Source organism: Mucilaginibacter sp. OAE612 (assembly GCF_041806395.1).
In the GTDB taxonomy this organism is placed as follows: Bacteria; Bacteroidota; Bacteroidia; order Sphingobacteriales; family Sphingobacteriaceae; genus Mucilaginibacter; species Mucilaginibacter rubeus.
Window position 1 is genome coordinate 485,355 of record NZ_JBGMUW010000001.1, and the last position, 17,554, is coordinate 502,908.

Sequence of the window (17,554 nt, forward strand, 5' to 3'; positions counted from 1 at the left end):
GCGTTCAATAATTAGAAAGGTATATATGGAAGCTAAATTTTCGCCGAGGGTAAAGGATGTTATTCAATATAGCAGGGAAGAGGCATTACGCCTTGGGCATGACTATATTGGTACAGAACATCTTTTGCTTGGGCTTATCCGCGATGGGGATGGTGTAGCAATTAAATTGCTGAAGGGATTGAACGTTGATACCGCAAAACTTCGCCGCGCCGTTGAGGATGCAGTAAAGGGAACTATTGGAACAAACGTACATATCGGCAGCATCCCGTTAACAAAACAGGCCGAGAAGGTATTGAAGATAACTTATCTGGAAGCCAAAATATTTAAGAGCGATGTGATTGGTACAGAGCACCTGCTGCTGTCTATCCTTCGCGATGAGGACAACATCGCCTCACAAATACTGGTACAGTTTAATGTAAACTACGAGGTATTTAAGGGTGAAGTTGAATCGCATAAAAACGATGTTACTGACGAAATGCCGGGATCACCTACAGGCGGTGATGATGATTTTAAAGAAGAAGAATCATTTAGCCAGCCTAAAAAAGTATCTGACATCAAATCAAAAACACCGGTGCTTGATAACTTCGGCCGCGATTTAACCCGCGCCGCTGAAGATGGCAAGCTTGACCCTATTGTCGGTCGTGAAAAAGAGATCGAAAGGGTATCACAAATTCTATCGCGCCGTAAAAAGAACAACCCTATATTAATAGGTGAGCCGGGTGTAGGTAAATCGGCCATTGCCGAAGGTCTTGCATTGCGCATTGTTCAGCGCAAAGTATCACGTGTATTGTTCAACAAGCGTGTAGTTACACTTGATTTAGCCTCATTGGTTGCCGGTACCAAATACCGTGGCCAGTTTGAAGAGCGTATGAAAGCGGTAATGAACGAACTGGAAAAATCACCTGATGTAATTTTGTTTATTGACGAGATCCATACTATAGTAGGCGCTGGTGGTGCTTCAGGTTCGCTTGATGCATCAAACATGTTTAAACCGGCTTTGGCGAGGGGAGAGATACAATGCATTGGCGCAACCACTTTAGATGAATACCGCCAGTACATTGAAAAAGATGGTGCTTTGGACCGTCGTTTCCAAAAGGTAATGGTTGAGCCGGCTACGCCGACTGAAACTATCGAGATCCTGAACCGCATTAAGGATAAATATGAAGAGCACCACGGTGTTACTTATACTCCAGAAGCTATCAATGCTTGCGTTAACTTAACCACCCGTTACATCACCGACAGGTTTTTACCGGACAAGGCTATCGACGCGCTTGACGAAGCAGGTTCACGTGTTCACTTAACCAATATCCACGTGCCTCAAAACATTTTGGATATTGAGCAAAAGATAGAGCAGATCAAGATTGAGAAAAACAAAGTTGTTCGCAGCCAGAAATATGAAGAAGCTGCTCAATTGCGTGATACTGAAAAGAATTTGTTAGTTGAGCTTGACCAGGCAAAAGCTGTTTGGGAAGCCGAAACAAAATCAAAACGCTATACTGTAACTGAAGACAACGTTGCCGAAGTTGTATCTATGATGACCGGCATCCCTGTACAACGTGTAGGCCAGGCCGACAGTCAGAAACTGCTGCATATGAGCGATACTGTTGCCAGCAAGATCATTGGTCAGGATGAGGCTATCAAAAAGCTAACCCGTGCTATACAACGTACGCGTGCAGGTTTAAAAGATCCTAAAAAACCTATTGGTTCATTCATCTTCCTGGGCCCTACAGGTGTTGGTAAAACCGAGCTTGCTAAAGAGCTTGCCCGCTTTATGTTTGACACTGAAGATGCCCTGATCCAGATTGACATGAGCGAGTACATGGAGAAATTCGCGGTATCCCGTTTAGTAGGTGCGCCTCCAGGTTATGTAGGTTACGAAGAAGGTGGACAGTTAACTGAAAAAGTACGCCGTAAACCTTATGCCGTAGTGTTATTGGATGAGATCGAAAAAGCTCACCCTGATGTATTCAATATCCTGTTACAGGTGTTGGATGAAGGTCAGTTGACTGATTCATTAGGCCGTAAGGTTGATTTCAGGAATACTATCATCATCATGACATCAAACATCGGTGCCCGTCAGTTGAAAGACTTTGGCCAGGGCGTAGGTTTCAGCACTAATGCTAAAACTTTACAGGCCGAAAGCCATTCACGCGGTGTTATCGAGAATGCATTGAAACGTGCATTTGCCCCTGAGTTCCTGAACCGTATTGATGATGTTATCGTATTTAACTCATTAGGTAAAGAAGAGATCTTCAGGATCATCGATATCGAGCTTGCCTACCTGTTTAGCCGTGTAAATGGCTTAGGTTTCAAAATTGAGCTTACTGAAGCTGCCAAGGAGTTCATTGCCGATAAAGGTTACGACTCGCAGTTTGGTGCAAGGCCGCTTAAACGCGCCATCCAGAAATACCTGGAAGACCCGATTGCCGAAGAGATCCTTAAAGGTGAATTGGCCGAAGGTGACGTGATGGTAGTTGATTTTGATACTGAAACCAAAGAGATCAAAATCACCGACCGCAAAGGCGAAAGCAAAAAACCAGAGCAGGAAGAGCAAAAGTAATTTTGCAATACTGTAAGTAATATTAAAACCCCGTTTCGATTTTTCGGAACGGGGTTTTGTTTGCTGTCTGAACCGGGATTTTAGTGGATTTTTGGGATTAATCGGATTTTTGTCTGAACTCGAATTTTTGAATTTTAAGAATTTATTTAATTGCCTTTTCATTCTGATAATTCACTCAATTCGTTTAATTCGAGTTCAGACGATATTCTGTAAATCCTTTAATTCTGAAAATTCTGATTCAGACTCATTTCTTCTCCACCACCGGCTCATAATCGACCGGTAACATTTCGGCAACGCGACTTATGCCCCAGTCACCTTCATAGATTACAGAATGAGGATTAGCTACAATACCATTGTTATCAAAAAAGGCATATTGCTCATCGAAAGAAATAATGGTTGTGGCATTGTTAGGCATATTAAAAGCCTGTACGGTATTATCTGAAGGGGCTCGGCCTTTTTTAGTATACATAACATACAGGCAATCGGTAAATCCTATAGCAAATAAGCCTTCCTGGTCTGTTAGCTTGAAAAAGTCGGCCCTATCTAAGGGTTTATTGACAAGACTTTGCAGGTATTTATTATTGAGGCCACCGTGGTAATTTGGATTGGGTTTACGGATCAGGCGCATCACAACAAAGTTTTCTTGTGTGAGACTGTCTTTTATAGCCGACCGATAGAAATGCATATATGAACCAAGGTACGCTGATTGTCGTTCTTTACGCCATTTACGCTTTTGTTTTTCGGTTCCCTTCAGGTCTTCGAAATTGGAGATCCCCTCATAGTATAGCATAGCTTTTGCCGGGTTGTAATTGAAGTTGGTTAGTTTGTACTTTATCCTATAGCCAAGAGCCTTGTTTTCAATCTCTAGGAAATCGTGAGAAGTAGCTTTTAGGATTCGGGTAGCTTCATCATAATCGAAATCAAGCACATCTGAGTTCAGGATTTTACATTTAGCGGAATTGTCCGAATAGCCTAAAAATTGCTGCCTGAAAATGGCATAGTATTTTTCACGGTTAGGATCAGGCCTGATCTTAACCTCATTTAGCTGAAAGGTTTTGGGGATAATGCTGATGGTACCGAGATTGATATCGGCATTGCCCGTTTGCAAACTATAGGTGTAGGTTTCATAACCTACTATAGATATAATAAAATCATATTTGCCGGGCTTTACATTACTTAAAGTAAAAGTTCCGTCATCGGCCGTTTTATTGCCTACCTGGGCGTTGTTTAAAAATACACTTGCGTTGGGCACAGGTTTGGTATCGGTCATATTAATCACTTTGCCGGTAATTTTTATTTGGGCAAGGCAATATGTTGGTATCAGTAACGATAAAAGTAAGAAGGACTTATGCATAGCCAAAGTTAAACTAAAGTATTAGTTAATCAAAAGTGGCGAAAAAACATCAGGAAATAAGGTTCGAAATAAAATAATTTAAAAAACGTTTAAACCTTTGAACAATTTTTTGTTCAAACAGTTATATAACTAACGCAATACTTTATGAAAAAAATCTTGACTTTAATTTGCTGCACTATAGTACTTGCTGCAACATCGTGTAAAAAGGAATATGTAACTACCAGCCCGAGCGCTACCACTATTTTTGATACCCTACCAGCTTTTGTTGCTAATAGTGACGTTGGTGGATATACATCAACTTTAAATGTTCCTGAAATTACAGATTATTATGATAAGCATGGCGCTGTTTTGGTATACCTGGATAACAATGGGACGTATGAGCAATTGCCTAATGTGTATGGAGGTGTAACATTTAGAGCTGAGTACGGCAATGGTGTGTTATACATAGATGCTCAAAATGCTGATGGTACAGTGCCAGCTAAACCAGATCCCCGAAAAGTGAAAATAGTATTGGTGCCGTAATCCAATCTAACTCAAAACAAAAAGGAGCCTTGCAAACGCAACGCTCCTTTTTGTTTAAGAACATTTGAAATTATTTCCCCATCTGGTCAATAACCGCCTGGGTTACGCCAGTGTAAGAAAAACCACCGTCATGGAAAAGGTTTTGCATGGTAACCATTTTGGTTAAATCGCTAAACATAGTAACGCAGTAATCAGCGCACTGATCAGCATCAGCATTACCCAGCGGGCTCATTTTTTCGGCAAACTCAATAAAGCCGTCGAAGCCTTTTACGCCCGAACCTGCGGTTGTACGAGTTGGCGACTGAGAGATGGTATTAACACGTACTTTTTTAGCCATGCCATATTCATAACCAAAGTTACGGGCAATGCTTTCTAATACTGCTTTGTTATCGGCCATGTCATTGTAGCCAGGGAAATAACGCTGAGCGGCGATATAGCTTAAAGCCAATACCGATCCCCATTCATTAATGGCATCATGTTTCATGGCAGCCTGCAAAATGCGGTGAAGGCTTAATGCAGATATATCAAACCCTTTATGGGTAAAATCGTAATTGTTTTCAAAGTAAGGGATGTTTTTGCGTACGTTAACGCTCATGCCTATTGAGTGCAGGATGAAGTCAACCTTGCCGCCAAAATGCTCCATGGTTTTGGTGAACAGGTTATTGATATCATCGCCATTGGTAACATCGGCACCAATAACCGGCGCGTTACATTCTTCAGCCAGTTTATTGAGTTCGCCCATGCGTAAAGCAATAGGGGCGTTTGATAATACAATTTCAGCACCTTCCTGTACGGCACGCTGTGCTACCTTCCAGGCTATTGATTGCTCATTTAGTGCACCGAAAATGATGCCTTTTTTACCTTTTAATAAATTATAAGCCATTTGTTAAGTTTTTATAATTGAAGCAAAGTTATAATTATTTATCAGTTAGTTTAAATTCAACCGAAACAGTTTGAGGCACCGCCACCGGTCTCCCATTTTCAATCGCCGGTCGCCAGTGGGGGAGGGATTTGATAATGTTGATCAGCACTTCCTCGCAGCCGTAACCTATACCTTTCAATACTTTAAATTTAACAGGGAAGCCGTCTCTTTCAACCTGGAAAGCTACGGTTACAGTACCCTCAATATTATTGTCAATAGCTTTGGGTGGGTAATGTAGCTGCTATTTTATCAGTTCAGTAAAGTGCCCGTTTCCGCCTTCAAATTTTGGGGGTGCTTGAAAGCTAAATTTATCAATATTAGCTGTACTGTAAGTTACGTTAAATATCGGTGTCACTTTTTTGTGTTTACGAACAGCGGTAATAGCTATAGGGTTTTGAGCAGTTATATCTATCGGAGGTAACGAAGCCAGGTAAATGATCATATACCTGCTACCTTTATTATAAACCGGGACGGCATTATATAACACACTTTCTTCAAAAGTTAGAGTATCATTAAACTTTGCCCCTTTTAATTCAAAATAACCGGTAGTATCGGTCATAGTGCCCACGTGCCATGAAGGTGCTTCCATCCAGGTGTTTGTTGATTGTATACCGATGTGCCTGATGGGTTTACCCATGCTGTCGTAAATATACCCACGCAGGTTAATAGTGTCACGCTTAATAACCGTATCGGGTTTGCTTTTTTGAGCCGATAAATTGATCGAAACCAGCAGCAGTATCGCGCATAAAAATGTTCTCATCACGGTTTAGGTTATATGTAATCACTTGACTAAACGCTCAACAGTTCCCTCGCATTTTGCAAAGCACTCTCACCCGGCTTATCCCCGCTTAGCATTTTGGCAATTTCCAATACCCGTTCATCATTATTCAGCTGTTTAATGCGGGTAAAAGTAGCCGCCTCGCTGTCATCCTTATAAACAAAATAATGGCTTTGGCCCTTGCTGGCAATTTGCGGCAAATGGGTAATGGTAATTACCTGCAGGTTTTGGGCTAAGCGCTCCATGATCTGCCCAACCTTGTTGGCAACTTCGCCCGATACGCCTGTATCTATCTCATCAAAAATAATGGTAGGCAGGGCTGTGTATTGCGCTACGATAGATTTAATGCTCAGCATCAGTCTCGAAAGCTCACCACCCGAGGCGACTTTGCTCATCTCGGCCAAAGCATGTCCCTTATTAGCCGAAAACAAAAATTTAATGTTGTCGATCCCCGTAGCAGTAAGTAAGGGAGCTTGCTCGGTAGCTCCCCCTTTAGGGGGCGGGGGGGGCGTCTGCTCAATCTTCAAACTCGAGTTTCCCATCCCCATTTCGGCCAGCGTTGCCAACACCTGCTTCTCAATATCCGGGATAGCTTTTTTGCGGTTGACTGATAACTGCGTCGCCAGCTTTTCAAGTTCGGCTTTATCGGCGGCAATTTGTTTTTGCAGTTTTTCGATAGCTTCGTCACCAAAAAGGGCTTGCTGCACTTTGTCTGATAATTCTTCCTGAATCTGCAATAGCTCGGCGATGGTATTTACCCGATGCTTTTTTTGCAGATTGTAGATCATGCTTAACCGGTTGTTCACCTCTTCGGCACGGGCTTCGTCAATAAAAGTATGCTGCTCGATGCCTTCAATTTCGGCGGCGATATCTTTAAGTTCAATAATAATGCTATTGATACGCTGATGTAATTCGGCAACAGCAGGATTGTATTTTTCTATCGAACCTAAAGCCTGTCCAGCTTCTTTTAACTGGATCAATGCGGCAGCCTCGCCGTCCTGTAAAAGATAATTAGCGCCTAAAAGGCTGCGTTTAATTTCTTCTGCATTATTAAGGGTGTTGAGCTCCTGTTCCAGATGTTCCTGTTCATCGGCAACCAATGCACCTTTTTCCAACTCATCAAACTGAAACTGGAAATAATCCAGATCGGCTTTTGCCTTGTCGCTTTCGGCAATCAATTGGTTAAGCTTACTCAATGATTTTTTATAGGCCCGGAATTTTGTTTGATAATCAAACAGTAAATCTGAATGACGCGCAACCGAATCAACTACTAACAATTGAAAATCCGGGTCATTAATTTCCAATGTAGCGTGCTGCGAGTGGATATCTATCAGTTTTTCGCCCAACTGTTTCAGGGCTGAGAGGTTAACCGGGGTATCGTTCACAAAAGCACGAGATTTGCCATCGGCCGAGATCTCCCGGCGCAGCACGGTCTCCGTTTCGTAATCGAGATCGTTTTCTTCAAAGAAATCGGCCAAATGAAAGCCGCTGATTTTGAAAGTGCCCTCAATAACGCATTTTTTCTGCTGGTTGAAAAAGTATTTACTTTCGGCCCGCTGTCCTAAAATAAGTGAAAGGGCACCCAATATGATCGATTTACCTGCGCCGGTTTCGCCGGTTAATATGTTCAGACCGCTATTAAAACCTATCTCCAGGTTGTCGATAAGCGCATAGTTATTAATGGTTAGCTTTTGAAGCATAAAAAAAGTGTCCTCATTTTATTGAGGACACTAAATTACAAATTAAGGCTCTTTAAAAAATATTTTTAATGCTTTTTGCTAATTTATTTAGTCAGCTGTATCGGCTTTGATCTCCTCTTTATCGTCGTTGTCAAACTTATAATCAAAGTCTTTATCCATTTTATCGCGGTATAGTTTCATTTTTTGCTTAAAGGCCGGGCTTTTCATGTAGTCCCGCAGTTTTTTGCTGGCTTCTTTAAGCCGTTGTTGTGCCGCTCTAATTTCAGGGCTATCCTGGAAGCCGCGCATTTGCCGGCCAATGTCCCTCACATCCTCCTGTAGTTTTTTCATGTCAGGATTGTTGTAGGCCATCCTGATGCTATCGCCCATGGCCTGCATGCGGTTTCTTTTAGCGATGAACTCCGGCGAATCATAGCGGCTGCGGATTTTTTGGCCCAGGTTTTTCAACTGCTCTGTTTGCGCCTTCACATCAGCCGGGATCTTGCTTTGCAGCTCGTCCTGGTACTTTTTGTAATTAGGATCTCTGTCGTCATTATAGCTATTATAGCCGCGGTTATGCGGAATGCCATACTTTTTCTCCAGCTCTTCGTTCATTTTTTTAAACTCAGGACTGCTGTAATAAGCACCGATCTTGCGGCCTATCTCACCCATCTGTTCGCTGGTTTTTTTAGATTCGGAAGTTTCGCCATACTCCTTTTGAAAATCTTCGCCCATTTTTTGCATTTCCAGCTTCATTTTTTCCATGCCTTCAGTATTATAATAGGCCTGCAGGGCTTTGCTTTTAGCTTCAAGCATTTCCTGTTGCTTTTTGAAATCATTGCTGTTGTAGTATTTACCAATCAGCTCGCCTTGTTTGTTTACTTCGGCGCTTAGTTTTTCAAGATCAGGGTCGTTAAAGCCGCTATAGTCAAAATTATCATGGCGTTGTTTAGCTCTAACTATTTCGGCCTGGGTTTTCTTTTTATAGGTTACGGGCTTTTTAGTTTTAGGAGCCGCCTTACGTATGGTATCTTCCACAAATATGGCGTGTAAGGCGGCAGGGGCAGTAACCTTTTTAACGGTTAGCTTGCCATCTTTTATAGTGGGGTTTAGCCAGGCAATGCTGCTAACGCCGGCAGTCATTATAGCAATGGCCACAAGCAGGTGGCGGATATTGCCTATAGGTTTCTTTGTTTTCATGATGCGTTCAATTCTGTTTAATAAATGATATTTTTTGCCGTTAGCAGCCAGGGCCAGCTGTAAATGCTGCTGCCTGGTTTGCTCCAGTTTAAGAAGCGCATGTGCATAGATCAAAGGTTGTTGTGTTGTTGCCACAACCAGATCATCGCAGCTGTTTTCGCGCTCCTGGTTAATGATTCGATTAATTAATTGGGCAAAGGGATTGAAGAATAACAGTATGGAAACAAATTGCTGCACCAGGTTCAGCAGGTAATCGTTACGTTTAATATGGGATAGCTCATGTAGTAAAATGGCTTCAACCTCGGTAGCTGATAAGTATGTAGTAAGGGTTATCGGCAACAAAATAATAGGGCTTAAAAAGCCTATCATACAAGGGGCGTCAACCATACGGCTAAAGTTCACCCACACATTTTTAGCAATACCCAGCTTTTGGCAAAGCTCATCAGCAAAGTCCTGCAGCCTGTCGGCAGGTACCATGGTACGTTTTATCAGGCTGATCCTTTGCCAGCTTAAGCTCACTTTAAGCAGGTTAAATACCAAACCAGCAAAGTAAAGGGCCGATATATAAGGCAGATAGCCTTTTATAACGTATTCGTAATAACTATTTTGCGGTCTGGCTGCTACTTCATGCAAAGGCAGGTAGAAACGTGGTAATAAAGATGGTGCATTGGCGGATGTATAATTGATCCACTCATGCAGCCTGAACTGATGGATAAACGTGTATATAAACCAGGCGCTTATGGCAAGCATGGCGCCCATGGCCCAATTGTGCTTTTTAATGGCCGATAACTGCGGCCTGCAAATAAACACTAACCTTAAGGCAAACCATACTAACAAACCCTGCCATAACGATTGCAGAATGGTTACGCCCAACACCTGGCTTATATTATAGAATAAATTTTCCATCACGTTTATTTTTTGTCCTGATCAAATTGATTCAAAAAATTTTTAATAGCGTCAATCTCGTCTTTTGATGCGCGGTGCTGGCCAAGCGCCTGGATCACCAAATCGGAAGTGGAGCCTTTAAATACAGTAGACAAGATTTTGTCCAGAGCGTTGCTTTGGGCCTGCTCCATTGTGAATAAAGCCTTGTAAACATGGGTTTTTGAAGTGGTGTCGCGCTCAACCATTCCTTTATCATGCATGATCTGCATCAATTTTAAAGTAGTGGTGTAGCCGGCATCCTTGTTTTTAGCAAGCTCTTCATGAACTTCACGTACGGTGCACCGGCCCTTTTTCCAGATCACCTGTAAAATTTCAAGTTCGCTTTCTGTTGGTTTAATTTCCATCTGTCTATCTTTATTACGAATTTCTTCGTACAAATATCTACGATAGATTTCGTATTTGCAAGAGGTTTGTGATTTTTTAACAAATTTTAACGGTTGGGTGGGTAGCGAGTAGTTGATTGGGAAAGAGGTTTGTCTGTTCAGACAAAATCCGAAATCGAACATCCGAAACGGCGTAGCCCTCTTGAACACCGTTGAAAGAACAATTAAATTGTGAAAAATCCAAAATCAAACAATCACCATCTTTTAACTATTTTTGCGCTGGAAACTCCGAAATCGAACATCCGAAATCCGACATCAAATACCCATGCTGCAAATACAGGAAAACGTATCCCTCAAAAATTTTAACACTTTCGGTATTGATACCCGTGCCCGCTACTTTGTGGAAATTGCCCATGAAGATGAGCTTGCCGAGCTATTTGCCGATCCGCAGTGGCAGCAAACAGAGCGACTAATACTCGGTGGCGGCAGCAATATGCTTATGGTTGATGATTTTGACGGACTGGTTGTGCGCATGAACATCCGCGGTATTGAGCACCGCATCAGTCACGATGATGTTTATGTAGAAGCAGGTGGTGGCGAGGTATGGAATGACCTGGTTAATTATTGCGTTGCGCATGAATATGCTGGTGTCGAAAATCTGAGCCTGATCCCGGGTTCGGTAGGGGCATCGCCTATACAAAATATAGGCGCCTATGGCGTTGAGCTTAAAGATGTATTTCACAGTTGCCGCGCTTTTGAAATAGCGACAGGAACATTCAGAACTTTCAGCAAAGAGGATTGTAAATTTGGTTACCGCGAAAGCATTTTTAAAGCCGAACTGAAAGAACAGTATATTATAGTATCGGTAAAGTTCCACTTATCGCTGGTGGCAAGCATTAACACCAGATATGGGGCTATTGAGCAAGAATTACAAAACAGGGGTATCTCAAACCCTACTATTAAAGATGTATCGCAGGTGGTGGCGCATATCCGGGTATCCAAATTACCCGATCCGTCAACTATAGGAAACGCGGGCAGCTTCTTTAAAAATCCGGTGATCAGTGCCGAAGAATTTGCTGTGGTGCAAGCTAAATTTCCTGATGTGGTAAACTATCCTGCTGCTGATGGCGGCGTAAAACTGGCCGCCGGATGGCTTATAGAACAATGTGGATGGAAAGGAAAAACCGTGGGGCACACAGGAACATGGAAGAACCAGGCCCTGGTTTTGGTGAACCACGGAGGCGCTACGGGGCAGGAAGTGTATAACTTTTCGTCGCAAATCATAGACAGTGTGTACACTAAATTTGGCGTTACACTACAACGAGAGGTTAATATTATTAGTTAAATAACTTTATTTAAAGTGAATTTTCATTTTTAATAAAATTTCTTCTGAATAACATTCCTGTTACAAATGTTCCCTAAATAAGTTTGATTCTCTGACGTAAAAATCCATAACGTTCTGTTTTTCAGTATTGTATTTGTTTTCAATGTGTTAAAGATACACAATGAATAAGTTTCAATACCGATGTTTAATTGTGGACTTTTTACTACACACTTTAGCTTAATGGCATCATGCTTGTCTAATTGTTAACACAAAACTTTAACAAAATGACAAAGATTGAGTTTAACACCCTTGTACTACGTCAGGCGACTTCTTTAAGATCATACGCTTTACATTTCACGCACGACGCAGACGATGCTAACGACCTTGTCCAGGATACAATGTTGAAGGCCATAACTTACTACAACAAGTTTAAGGAAGGCACCAATTTAAAAGGATGGTTATATACCATCATGAAAAACACATTCATCAACAACTATCGCCGTTTTGTTAAAATGAGCACTTTTGTTACCAAGAGTGATGAAATTTCATCACCAAACCTGGTATTCAGTTCAACCAAAAACCAGGGCGAAGCCAAATTTGTTATGGATGATATTAAAAAAGCTTTAGACAGGCTGCCCGAAGATTATTATGTACCCTTCACTATGTACTTTGAAGGTCATAAATACCATGAAATTGCCGATCACCTGGATATCCCGATCGGTACGGTAAAAACCCGCATACACGTAGCACGCAAACTGCTCAAGAAAAACCTTAAGGCATATGATAACGGCATCGCCAAACCCGTTTACGCAGAGAATTAATGTTCAATTAAACTCCATCATATATATAGGAAACCCGCCCATGAGGCGGGTTTCTTGTTTTAGCTCGGGTTATTAACGGGTTTGTGTTATCTTAAAAAAGGTACAGCTGGCTGATAAAATATTTGCCGGGTGTTATATACCAGTACGCTGTTGAAAACAATATAAATAAAGTTTATAGCATAAAACAACGGCATACTCAATAATATAAGTTCGCCCGCGCCAAGGTTCAATATAGATGAGGGAATATGAAAAAATTCGTGGTTAAAAAGAACAATAGCTGTTAAAACGATAGCTAAACACCATGATATTTGAAAATTGATAAGCCGTTTACAAGGTTTATCTATATCCTTAATTTTTTTCCTGTTGGATAACCACAAGGCCAGTGGCAATGCTATTCCTAACATCGGGAATATAATGAAGCTTAAGGCTGATAAATTGAATTGTAGTAAGAAGTTTCTGCTATCATAATTCAAAATTCCTGCCGGCTCGAAAGGTAATTCTGTTAAATCTTCAGGGGTAATATTTAGCGCGGTTGCCAGTCTTTTAAGTGTATCACCCCTTGCATCTGTTTCATCGTTTTCTATTCGTTGTACGGTTCTTAAACTTAGTTGGGCTTGTTCAGCCAATTCTTCCTGGCTTAATCCTTTACGGTTGCGCAATTCCTTAATCTTTTTTCCGGGGTTATAGGTTTTCATATTGATATATTTTGCTGAACAAAAGTATAACAGACTAAAGATATTAATTGCCGACTTGTTTACGTCATGTTTACGACATCGCTGTTATTGCTACTACACCAGCTTCTTCAATGCCTCCTTCGCTACCACCTGCCCTGAGATAATTGCCGGTGGCACACCAGGCCCGGGTACAGTAAGCTGGCCGGTATACAACAGGTTGTTGATATGTTTTGCCCGCATGGCGGGTTTAAAAAAAGCAGTTTGGGCAAGTGTATTTGCCAACCCGTAAGCATTGCCTTTAAATGAATGATAATCTACCTTGAAATCATTAAGCGCATAGCTTCGTTTCACCACAATCGAATCCCTCATGTCATGCCCGGTAATCTGAGCAAACCTGTCCATCATCAGGGTGAAATATTTTTCGCGGATGGTTTCGTCATCATTTAAGCCCGGCGCTATCGGCATCAGGAAAAACAGGTTCTCGCCGCCTTCTGGGGCAACCGTGTTATCCGTTTTTGAACTGCAGCAAACATAGAACAGCGGATTGGTAGGCCATTGGGGCACAGCATAGATCTCTTTGGCATGCAATTCAAAATCTTCGTCAAAAAATAGATTATGATGCTGTATGCCCGGCACTTTTTTGTTGGTGCCGATATAGAACAATAAACTCGATGGCGACATTGTCCGGTTATCCCAGTATTTAGGAGTATAGTTACGATGGGGTTTCTCGATTAAATGCTGGTCAACATATTCATAATCTGCCCCTGCAATTACCATATCGGCAGTGAACACGCGATTATTGGTTTGGATTTTATTAACCTGTTTATTTTCTATGTTGATTTTTGTAACCTCTGTATTGAGCCTGATCTCAACTCCCAGTTCGGTAGCCAGGCTTACCATAGCTTTTACTATTTCGTTCATACCGCCCATGGGATACCAGGTGCCCAGGGCAAGGTCGGCATAGTTCATCATGCTATACATGGCCGGGGTATTTTGCGGGGTGGCTCCTAAAAATAACACGGGGAATTCCAGTAGTTTAATTAGTTTGGGGTTTTTAAAATATTTGCTTACATGGCTGCTCATACTGGTAAGCAGCTGCATGCTGAAGCTTTTTTTGATCAGGTTAAAGTCGATAAATTCGGTGATGGAATGGGAGGGGCGGAAAACGTACTCACCCATGCCTACTTTATATTTATATGCCGCCTGGTTTAAGAAATCCTGTAATGCTTTACTACTGCCAGGTTCGGCTTGTTCAAACAGGGCTTCAAGCTCAATCATGTCTGCGGGGACATCAAATATTTCATTTTTGCTGTAATAAATACGGTAGCCGGGATCCAATCTTTTTAACTGGTAATAATCGGAAGTTTTTTTGCCGAACAGTGCAAAAAAGTTTTCAAATACGTCGGGCATCCAGTACCAGCTTGGCCCCATATCAAACCTGAAACCATCCTGCTCCCAGACCCTGGCACGGCCGCCGGGCTGGTCGTTTTTTTCCAATATGGTAACTTTATAGCCTTCTTTAGCCAAAACACAGGCCGCCGATAAACCAGCAAAGCCCGAACCAATAACAATAATATGCTTGCTGCTCATGTTTAATGTGAAGCCCAAGATAAGCAAAATGTTTTAGGCCTATAAAAAACAATACCGCTTTGAATTTGTACTTTTGAAAAAATGACCACGCGAGTGCCAATGATGAGCCTGTACGATGAAACTTGTTTTGAATGCAGTAAACTGATAACTAAAAAATATAGCACTTCCTTTAGTCTCGGCATTAAAACTTTCGATAAAAGTTTTCGTTATCCCATTTATGCCATCTACGGCTTTGTACGCTACGCCGATGAAATTGTGGATACCTTTCATGGGTATAACCAGCAGCAACTGATCAGCAGGTTTGAGGAAGAGACTTTCAAGGCTATCAGAGAAAGGATCAGCACTAACCCTGTAATTCAATCTTTTCAACAGGTAGTTAACCGGTTTGAGATCGATCATGAATTGATCAGGGCTTTTCTGCGATCAATGGAAATGGATCTGGATAACAAAGCCTATGATAAGGACAGCTATCAAACTTATATCTATGGTTCGGCAGAGGTTATCGGCATGATGTGCCTGCGTGTTTTTACCAATGATGATACCCTTTACCAGGCTCTTGTACCCAAGGCACGAAGCCTGGGTGCCGCTTTCCAAAAGATCAATTTTTTACGGGATGTTAAGGCAGATTATACAGAACGCGGGCGCACATACTTTCCGGGGATCGATTTCAATAATTTTACCGAGCGGGATAAGCTTGCCATTGAGGCGGAAATTAAACACGATTTTGACGAAGCATTTGAGGGAATAAAATGCCTGCCGGCTGGCACCAGGCTTGGGGTTTATATTGCCTATATTTACTACCTGCAGTTGTTTAAAAAAATAAGTTACACTCCTGCAAACGTAATACTACAAAAACGTATCAGGGTTTCTGATGCGCGTAAAATGAGTTTGTACATCAAAGCTGTTCTGCAGCAAAAGTTAAATGTTATTTAATGTTAAAGAAGATCTTTTTTATAGCCAGTATATTGGTAGTAGTATTCGGGTTGCGAATGGCTAAAGCCGAGGAACCCAATCTGAAAGTGCTGCGTAAGCAAATGCTCATTGCTATTGATAAAAGCAAAACCACCGATTCGTTGTATAATAATCTTAATGGTATCAAAGAAAAGAGTGGTATTGTCAATGGTTTCATAGGCGGCCTGCTTGCCTTAAAAGCCAAGCATGCCTGGAACCCATATTTAAAATTGAAATATCTTAACAGATCAGAAAAGGTATTTAAGCAGGCATTAATTGACGATCCGCATAATATCGAGATCAGGTTCATGCGCTTTTCTGTTGAACACAACGTGCCTTCCATTTTAGGTTTTAATAAAGACCTCGCGGCGGATACCGACGATATCATAGCCCAACTGGGTAAAAAGAATTATGGCTCGGCTGATAAGGAATTAACCATCCAGATTATCAAATTCCTTCTTCATTCAAAAAGATGTACTCCTGCCCAAAGCCAGGCGCTCAATAAACACTTAACCGAACTTACGTGAGATACACCTATTTACTGATCAACCTGCTAACGGTATTTTTTCCCGTTGTGCTTTCGTTTGATAAAAGGGTGCGGTTTTACAAAAGCTGGAAATTTATATGGCCCGGCATGGCCGTTACTGGTTTGTTTTTTTTGTTTTGGGATGTGCTTTTTACCGTCAGGGGTGTTTGGTCGTTCAATTCGGCATACATCATTGGCGTTAAGTTTTTTGGTTTGCCTTTAGAGGAAATACTATTCTTTTTAACGGTACCGTTTGCCTGTATATTTATTTACGCCTGCCTTAATCACTATGTTAAATGGCTGATGCCTTTCAGGCTTACCGGTATTATAAGCAGTATGGTAATATTACTGAGTATCCTGATGCTGATATTTTATCACGACCGGCTTTATACCGCGGTTACGTTTGGCTTATTGCTACTGCTTGTGGTGTTGATTCAATACGTTTTTAAGGCCGATTGGGTTAATCGTTATTACCTGGCTTATATTGTAGCACTTTTACCATTTTATATAGTAAACGGCATATTAACCTCTGTCCCAATAGTGTTGTACAACAATGCCGAAAACCTGGGAAAGCGGGTTGGCACTATCCCATTTGAGGATCATTTTTACCTGATGGCTTTACTGCTCATGAACATCGGGTTCTTTGAATATTTTAAACAACAGAGGTTAAGCCGATGAGTGAGTTGCCGACATATACCAAATCACAGCTGGCCTTACGCAACGGTCAGGACAAACCCCGGATCTGGGTTGCCTATAAAGGTGATATTTATGATGTAACTGAAAGCCGATTATGGCGAAACGGGAAACATTATGAGCACTGGGCCGGACAGGATTTGACAGATGAACTTGCCGACGCACCACATACCGAAACCGTATTTGAGAGATTTGTAAAGGTAGGTCGCCTCATCACCCCCACCCTCTCCATTGGGGAAGAAGACAAGGACTGATATGCTTTTTAAACAAAATGTTCTAAACCATTTTTGAATAATTTTTGAAGTGTGACGCCCTTTTCTGTCACTCCTGAATCATTTAGTGCCGTGATTGATGAGCTATATTCTGTAATAAACCATGTAAATATATTGTTACGTGGCCGTTTCTCGCCGAAAAGTATGAAAAAATTAAGCTTTTTCCTTCCTGCCATGCCTTTTTCAACGGGCTATGCATGGTGCAATTTATTGTTGTAAAAAGAGGTTTTAAGGAACTGTTGGTTGTAGTTTTTCTTTTGGATTTCTCGTAACAGTTAACTTTATTGTGTTTTGATTTACAAGAGCTTGTAAAACAAGTTAGGAAAATGCCTCGCGCATTTTCCTAACTTATAATTAACAATATTAACTGACTTATTACCGGCCGGATCTAACGGCCATATGGTATTAACGACAGCAAAG

16 protein-coding genes and 1 pseudogene are annotated in these 17,554 nt (G+C 41.6%); 8 read left to right on the top strand and 9 right to left on the bottom strand.

Annotated features, from left to right (window positions below):
* Positions 1-25 precede the first annotated feature (25 nt).
* Positions 26-2,560 (top strand): ATP-dependent Clp protease ATP-binding subunit, encoded by a 2,535-nt coding sequence (locus ABID99_RS02115; protein WP_090528747.1) that lies wholly within the window; start codon positions 26-28, stop codon positions 2,558-2,560.
* A 244-nt stretch (positions 2,561-2,804) separates the two neighbouring features.
* Here the strand turns inward: ABID99_RS02115 and ABID99_RS02120 are convergent, their stop codons facing one another.
* Entirely contained in the window at positions 2,805-3,914 is a 1,110-nt protein-coding gene (locus tag ABID99_RS02120) for a carboxypeptidase-like regulatory domain-containing protein (protein WP_373612701.1), read from the bottom strand.
* Between the two features lie 144 nt (positions 3,915-4,058).
* Between ABID99_RS02120 and ABID99_RS02125 the strand changes: the two genes are divergently transcribed.
* Positions 4,059-4,436 (top strand): hypothetical protein, encoded by a 378-nt coding sequence (locus ABID99_RS02125; RefSeq protein ID WP_090528741.1) that lies wholly within the window; start codon positions 4,059-4,061, stop codon positions 4,434-4,436.
* A 70-nt stretch (positions 4,437-4,506) separates the two neighbouring features.
* Here the strand turns inward: ABID99_RS02125 and ABID99_RS02130 are convergent, their stop codons facing one another.
* From ABID99_RS02130 to ABID99_RS02155, 6 genes and pseudogenes are all read right to left on the bottom strand, one after another.
* Positions 4,507-5,319, bottom strand: coding sequence for an enoyl-ACP reductase (locus ABID99_RS02130; protein WP_090528737.1), 813 nt, complete (start codon positions 5,317-5,319; stop codon positions 4,507-4,509).
* 34 nt (positions 5,320-5,353) lie between these two features.
* Positions 5,354-5,587, bottom strand: a pseudogene (locus ABID99_RS02135) (energy transducer TonB); the annotation flags it as partial.
* A gap of 12 nt (positions 5,588-5,599) precedes the next feature.
* Positions 5,600-6,118 (bottom strand): hypothetical protein, encoded by a 519-nt coding sequence (locus tag ABID99_RS02140; RefSeq protein WP_373612702.1) that lies wholly within the window; start codon positions 6,116-6,118, stop codon positions 5,600-5,602.
* Positions 6,119-6,147: 29 nt separating this feature from the next.
* Positions 6,148-7,836, bottom strand: a complete 1,689-nt coding sequence (recN, locus tag ABID99_RS02145; RefSeq protein ID WP_373612703.1) for a DNA repair protein RecN — start codon at positions 7,834-7,836, stop codon at positions 6,148-6,150.
* An 87-nt stretch (positions 7,837-7,923) separates the two neighbouring features.
* On the bottom strand, positions 7,924-9,921 hold the full coding sequence (locus tag ABID99_RS02150) for a M56 family metallopeptidase (protein WP_373612704.1): 1,998 nt from the start codon (positions 9,919-9,921) through the stop codon (positions 7,924-7,926).
* 5 nt (positions 9,922-9,926) lie between these two features.
* A complete protein-coding gene (locus ABID99_RS02155) occupies positions 9,927-10,304 on the bottom strand; it encodes a BlaI/MecI/CopY family transcriptional regulator (RefSeq protein ID WP_090528727.1) in 378 nt (125 codons plus the stop codon).
* A 286-nt stretch (positions 10,305-10,590) separates the two neighbouring features.
* Between ABID99_RS02155 and murB the strand changes: the two genes are divergently transcribed.
* Together murB and ABID99_RS02165 are read left to right on the top strand one after the other, a co-directional pair.
* Positions 10,591-11,628, top strand: a complete 1,038-nt coding sequence (gene murB, locus ABID99_RS02160) for a UDP-N-acetylmuramate dehydrogenase (RefSeq protein ID WP_373615886.1) — start codon at positions 10,591-10,593, stop codon at positions 11,626-11,628.
* A 263-nt stretch (positions 11,629-11,891) separates the two neighbouring features.
* Positions 11,892-12,428, top strand: coding sequence for an RNA polymerase sigma factor (locus ABID99_RS02165; RefSeq protein WP_090528721.1), 537 nt, complete (start codon positions 11,892-11,894; stop codon positions 12,426-12,428).
* Positions 12,429-12,514: 86 nt separating this feature from the next.
* On the opposite strand, the gene ABID99_RS02170 is transcribed toward ABID99_RS02165, so the two are convergent.
* Positions 12,515-13,123, bottom strand: a complete 609-nt coding sequence (locus tag ABID99_RS02170; RefSeq protein WP_373612706.1) for a helix-turn-helix domain-containing protein — start codon at positions 13,121-13,123, stop codon at positions 12,515-12,517.
* Between the two features lie 93 nt (positions 13,124-13,216).
* A complete protein-coding gene (locus ABID99_RS02175) occupies positions 13,217-14,692 on the bottom strand; it encodes a phytoene desaturase family protein (protein WP_373612707.1) in 1,476 nt (491 codons plus the stop codon).
* Between the two features lie 81 nt (positions 14,693-14,773).
* Here ABID99_RS02175 and ABID99_RS02180 point away from each other — a divergent pair, with 81 nt between their 5' ends.
* The 4 genes from ABID99_RS02180 to ABID99_RS02195 are packed head-to-tail and all read left to right on the top strand — an operon-like array spanning position 14,774 to position 17,116.
* The gene (locus ABID99_RS02180; protein WP_373612708.1) at positions 14,774-15,625 is read left to right on the top strand and encodes a phytoene/squalene synthase family protein; all 852 of its coding nucleotides are present in this window, start codon (positions 14,774-14,776) and stop codon (positions 15,623-15,625) included.
* The gene (locus tag ABID99_RS02185) at positions 15,625-16,170 is read left to right on the top strand and encodes a hypothetical protein (RefSeq protein ID WP_373612709.1); all 546 of its coding nucleotides are present in this window, start codon (positions 15,625-15,627) and stop codon (positions 16,168-16,170) included. The genes ABID99_RS02180 and ABID99_RS02185 overlap by 1 nt, the downstream gene beginning before the upstream one ends.
* Positions 16,167-16,847: a lycopene cyclase domain-containing protein gene (locus ABID99_RS02190; RefSeq protein ID WP_090528706.1), complete on the top strand. Its 681-nt coding sequence runs from the start codon at positions 16,167-16,169 to the stop codon at positions 16,845-16,847. Before ABID99_RS02185 ends, ABID99_RS02190 begins: the two co-directional genes overlap by 4 nt.
* The gene (locus ABID99_RS02195; RefSeq protein ID WP_373612710.1) at positions 16,844-17,116 is read left to right on the top strand and encodes a cytochrome b5 domain-containing protein; all 273 of its coding nucleotides are present in this window, start codon (positions 16,844-16,846) and stop codon (positions 17,114-17,116) included. The genes ABID99_RS02190 and ABID99_RS02195 overlap by 4 nt, the downstream gene beginning before the upstream one ends.
* Positions 17,117-17,554 lie beyond the last annotated feature (438 nt).

Excerpts from the sequence above, each read along its gene's own strand:
- ABID99_RS02115 (WP_090528747.1), top strand. The coding sequence starts at position 26 with ATGGAAGCTAAATTTTCGCCGAGGGTAAAGGATGTTATTCAATATAGC.
- ABID99_RS02120 (WP_373612701.1), bottom strand. The coding sequence starts at position 3,914 with ATGCATAAGTCCTTCTTACTTTTATCGTTACTGATACCAACATATTGC.
- ABID99_RS02125 (WP_090528741.1), top strand. The coding sequence starts at position 4,059 with ATGAAAAAAATCTTGACTTTAATTTGCTGCACTATAGTACTTGCTGCA.
- ABID99_RS02130 (WP_090528737.1), bottom strand. The coding sequence starts at position 5,319 with ATGGCTTATAATTTATTAAAAGGTAAAAAAGGCATCATTTTCGGTGCA.
- ABID99_RS02140 (WP_373612702.1), bottom strand. The coding sequence starts at position 6,118 with ATGAGAACATTTTTATGCGCGATACTGCTGCTGGTTTCGATCAATTTA.
- recN (WP_373612703.1), bottom strand. The coding sequence starts at position 7,836 with ATGCTTCAAAAGCTAACCATTAATAACTATGCGCTTATCGACAACCTG.
- ABID99_RS02150 (WP_373612704.1), bottom strand. The coding sequence starts at position 9,921 with ATGGAAAATTTATTCTATAATATAAGCCAGGTGTTGGGCGTAACCATT.
- ABID99_RS02155 (WP_090528727.1), bottom strand. The coding sequence starts at position 10,304 with ATGGAAATTAAACCAACAGAAAGCGAACTTGAAATTTTACAGGTGATC.
- ABID99_RS02165 (WP_090528721.1), top strand. The coding sequence starts at position 11,892 with ATGACAAAGATTGAGTTTAACACCCTTGTACTACGTCAGGCGACTTCT.
- ABID99_RS02170 (WP_373612706.1), bottom strand. The coding sequence starts at position 13,123 with ATGAAAACCTATAACCCCGGAAAAAAGATTAAGGAATTGCGCAACCGT.
- ABID99_RS02175 (WP_373612707.1), bottom strand. The coding sequence starts at position 14,692 with ATGAGCAGCAAGCATATTATTGTTATTGGTTCGGGCTTTGCTGGTTTA.
- ABID99_RS02180 (WP_373612708.1), top strand. The coding sequence starts at position 14,774 with ATGACCACGCGAGTGCCAATGATGAGCCTGTACGATGAAACTTGTTTT.
- ABID99_RS02185 (WP_373612709.1), top strand. The coding sequence starts at position 15,625 with ATGTTAAAGAAGATCTTTTTTATAGCCAGTATATTGGTAGTAGTATTC.
- ABID99_RS02195 (WP_373612710.1), top strand. The coding sequence starts at position 16,844 with ATGAGTGAGTTGCCGACATATACCAAATCACAGCTGGCCTTACGCAAC.